Consider the following 3,646-nt stretch of genomic DNA (forward strand, 5'->3'; position numbering starts at 1 on the left):
GCGTTCTTTTTCTCCAAATTTTTTTAAATTCCAAGAAGCTAAAACTTTTTTTGCGATTTCAGATGAAAATAAATTCGAATTAGAAGATGTTTGTTGATTTTTTTTTCCTGCAACGCCCTCGACTACCTGATTTTCTTTCTTTTTTAAAATGCTTTCAATCAATAAATCAAAAGCTGGTTTAGGAAATCCATTCTCAGACAAGTCATATACAAGATCTTTCAAGATTGTTATGCTAAGCTCTTGATCATTATTTTTGCAAAAAAATACGTCTACAGTTCTATCAATATATTCTCGAGAAAAAAGTATTGGTGTATTTTTAAGAAATTTTTTATTAACAAGTTTTCTTATCGTGCTACTTGCTTCTTGCTTATTTGTATTTGTGTTTGATAATAAGTTTCGAATATTATCTAACAGATCTTGCACATTATTTTTTTGAGCATTTTCCAATATCACGGGTAACGAAATATCGACAGAAAAACCTTGATTACAAAAAATCACAAGAAGGGAAAGAATTTTTAATTTCATAAATTTTTTACTTTTTTTAAGTTTCTACAAACAAATGTTAATATAAAAAAAAATATTGTCAAGACTAAAATTCAGAAAATTTTTTATTCTCAGCTATGAAGGAAGAAGATCAGACTAAGGATTCACTTTAGGGGCATGTATAGTAAGGAAGCCCCCAACCCAAAACTTTCCCTAAGTTATATACTCACTTCCCTAGCCTTGATCTTTAAAATAAAATTATTAAACCTCTAAATTTTCATCTAAAGAAAGTACCTTTTTATGATCTTTTAAAGGAGCGATAACAACACGGATACGACGCCCCTCTTTTTTTGCTCCCTGCTCTATCTTTCCTTGTCCCGAAATATCTAAAATAAATCGGTCTGCCATCAATCTTCCAGGATCTTTTAAAGGATCATCAGAAAATTGGCAACGCCCCTTGATCTGAACGACAAGTTGAACTTTATCTCCTTCTTGAAGAAATTCAATAGCGCGTTTTAACTTCACTTTATAATCATTTTCTTGAGTTTTTTGAGTTAACTGAATCTCTTTAATAGAAACGCGTTGCTGTTTTTTTTGTAACTCCGCCTTGCGCTTTTTTTCTTGATAAATCATGCGCCCATAATCACAAATCTTGCACACCGGGGGCTCCGCCGTGGAAGCAATCTCCACTAAATCCAAATTTTGCTTTCTTGCCATATCTAAGGCATCCCTGAATGAAAAAATTCCAAGCTGCTGTCCTTCTGTACTGATTAATCGCACACGAGAGGCTCGAATTTCTTGATTGCATTTTAATGATTTTTGAGATTTAACTTCCACATTTCCTCCTATAAAACATTCTTTTTCAAATTAGCTTCTTGAAGCATCTCTAGCGCACTAGATACGCTCATAGAATGCTCATTGTTCCCTATGCGTAAATTCAGGCTATTTTCAGCAGATTCTTTAGCTCCCACCACCGCAATACACCCAACTTTTCTTACGCTATGATGGCGAATTTTATGACTAATTTTTTCATTTCGGCAATCAAATTCCACTCGAAGCCCAGATTTCTTGAAGTGTTCCCAAACTTGAATTGCGTAATCTTGCACTTTTTCACTAATACTACAAATGACAAGCTGAACAGGAGCTAACCAAAAAGGAAGACGACCTGCGTAATGCTCTAACATGACACCGATAAATCTTTCAAAAGAGCCTAAAATTGCCCTATGTAACATAACTACAGGTTTTTGATCACCCTGAGCATCAACGTAGAAAGCTTTTAGGCGCTCTGGTAAAACGAAATCTACCTGCAATGTTCCACATTGCCATAATCTTCCTAAGCTATCTTTTAACGTAAATTCTAATTTAGGACCATAAAATGCTCCCTCACCTGGATGTTTTGTGTAACAAATCTTAGCTTTTTCTGCACCTTGTTGCAAACTTGCTTCTGCTTTATCCCACAATACGTCGTCTCCAAGACGCTTACTTGGACGTGTTGCAAAACGAATCATGACATCATTAAAGCCCAAATCTTTATAGATAGCACTTAAAACTTGACAAAATTTTTCAGTTTCAAAAGAAATTTGTTCTGGGGTACAAAAAATATGTGCATCATCCTGTACAAAATTCTTTGCTCGCATCAAACCAGAAAGTGCGCCAGAAGGTTCATTTCGATGACAACTTCCAAATTCTGCAAATCGTAAAGGAAGATCTTTATAACTTCTTATACCTTGATTAAAAATTTGAACGTGGCAAGGGCAATTCATAGGCTTTAAAGAAAATAAATTCTCACCATCTTTTAATATAAACATATTTTCGTGATACTGATCCCAATGACCAGACGCCTGCCATAAAGATTGGCGTACTAGCTGCGGAGTATTCACCTCCTTATAATCATCACCTAAGCGCTCTCGAATATAATCTTGAAGCAAACGATTTAAAGTCCACCCATACGGATGCCAAAACACACACCCAGGCGCTTCATCTTGAAAATGATAAAGATCCATAGCCTTTCCAATCTTTCGATGGTCTCGTTTTTCTGCTTCCTCTATACGATAACAATACTCGTCCAAATTTTTTTTATCTTCCCAAGCTGTTCCATAAATACGTTGCAAAGGCTGTCCTTTAGAGTCTCCTTTCCAATAAGAACCAGAAACATGCAAAAGCTTTACACCATCTTTTAGATACCCCGTGGAAGGACAATGCGGTCCACGACACAAATCAATAAACTCACCTTGCTCATAAACAGAAACAACACATTCTTTTGGAATATCTTGAACAATTTGCGCTTTAAAAGGCTCACCCTTACCCAAAAAATATTCAATTACTTGTTCTTTTGACCACTCGTAACGACGAATAGAGAGATTTTCCGAAATAATCCGATGCATTTCTGACTCAATCAAAAGTAAATCAGAAGCCTGAAAAGGCGTCGGTGTTAAAAAATCGTAATAAAAACCATCCTCTATGACAGGACCAATCGTCACCTGCGTACCAGGATACACTCTCTTAACCGCTTGCGCTAAAACATGAGCAGCTGTATGCCGTAAAACATTTCTTCCTTCAACTTGATCACGAAGAATAAAATCCTCTATTTGATGTAAGATTTTATGATGAGCAACTTTATCTCGATAAACTGAAACATCTACTACCTCTCCTTCTACTCGACATGCAACGTACTGCATATCAAGATCGTCGTTAAATAGATGTTTATTGCTACCATGCATTGGCTTTTCGTTCACATTTAAAGCTCATTAGACCAATCTTAAGATCATTATGCATAGACTGCTTTAATATTGCAAGACAGCCTTGGCTGCATATGAAAAATTTTTGATGTAAATTGTATTTAAATAAGAAAATTTATATTAGGACTAAACCTAAGGGAGATAAGTAATCATGCGTACAAAATTTTCAGACAATTTTAGTAAAATAACTGATGTTACGCAGCAATAGTTGATTTTTGCTTGAAATAATCATATTTTTCGTCCGTAAGTTTTTAAGGACAAAAAATGAAACTGGATCTTCTTGATATGTATAGCGACTATTTGATAAGTCAAAATCACTATGCAACATCGACTGGTTTAGCCAATATGTTTCAAGGCGAAATTAGCCATGATCAAATGACTCGTCATTGACGTTCAAAAGATTACAGCTCTTCAAATTTATGGAG

3 protein-coding genes and 1 pseudogene are annotated in these 3,646 nt (G+C 35.1%); 1 reads left to right on the forward strand and 3 read right to left on the reverse strand.

Annotated elements, in window-relative coordinates; translation table 11 throughout:
- From P618_RS01030 to thrS, 3 genes are all read right to left on the reverse strand, one after another.
- Positions 1-525 (reverse strand): hypothetical protein (locus tag P618_RS01030; protein ID WP_040458143.1); only part of this gene is annotated, 525 nt, incomplete at its 3' end.
- 219 nt (positions 526-744) lie between these two features.
- Positions 745-1,320: a translation initiation factor IF-3 gene (gene infC / locus P618_RS01035; protein ID WP_021827617.1), complete on the reverse strand. Its 576-nt coding sequence runs from the start codon at positions 1,318-1,320 to the stop codon at positions 745-747.
- Between the two features lie 8 nt (positions 1,321-1,328).
- Positions 1,329-3,161: a threonine--tRNA ligase gene (gene thrS / locus P618_RS01040; RefSeq protein ID WP_021827618.1), complete on the reverse strand. Its 1,833-nt coding sequence runs from the start codon at positions 3,159-3,161 to the stop codon at positions 1,329-1,331.
- Between the two features lie 324 nt (positions 3,162-3,485).
- Between thrS and P618_RS08750 the strand changes: the two are divergent.
- Positions 3,486-3,608: pseudogene (locus P618_RS08750) on the forward strand (IS701 family transposase); the annotation flags it as partial.
- Positions 3,609-3,646: the final 38 nt, after the last annotated feature.

It is taken from the genome of Holospora obtusa F1, assembly GCF_000469665.2.
Classification (GTDB): domain Bacteria; phylum Pseudomonadota; class Alphaproteobacteria; order Holosporales; family Holosporaceae; genus Holospora; species Holospora obtusa.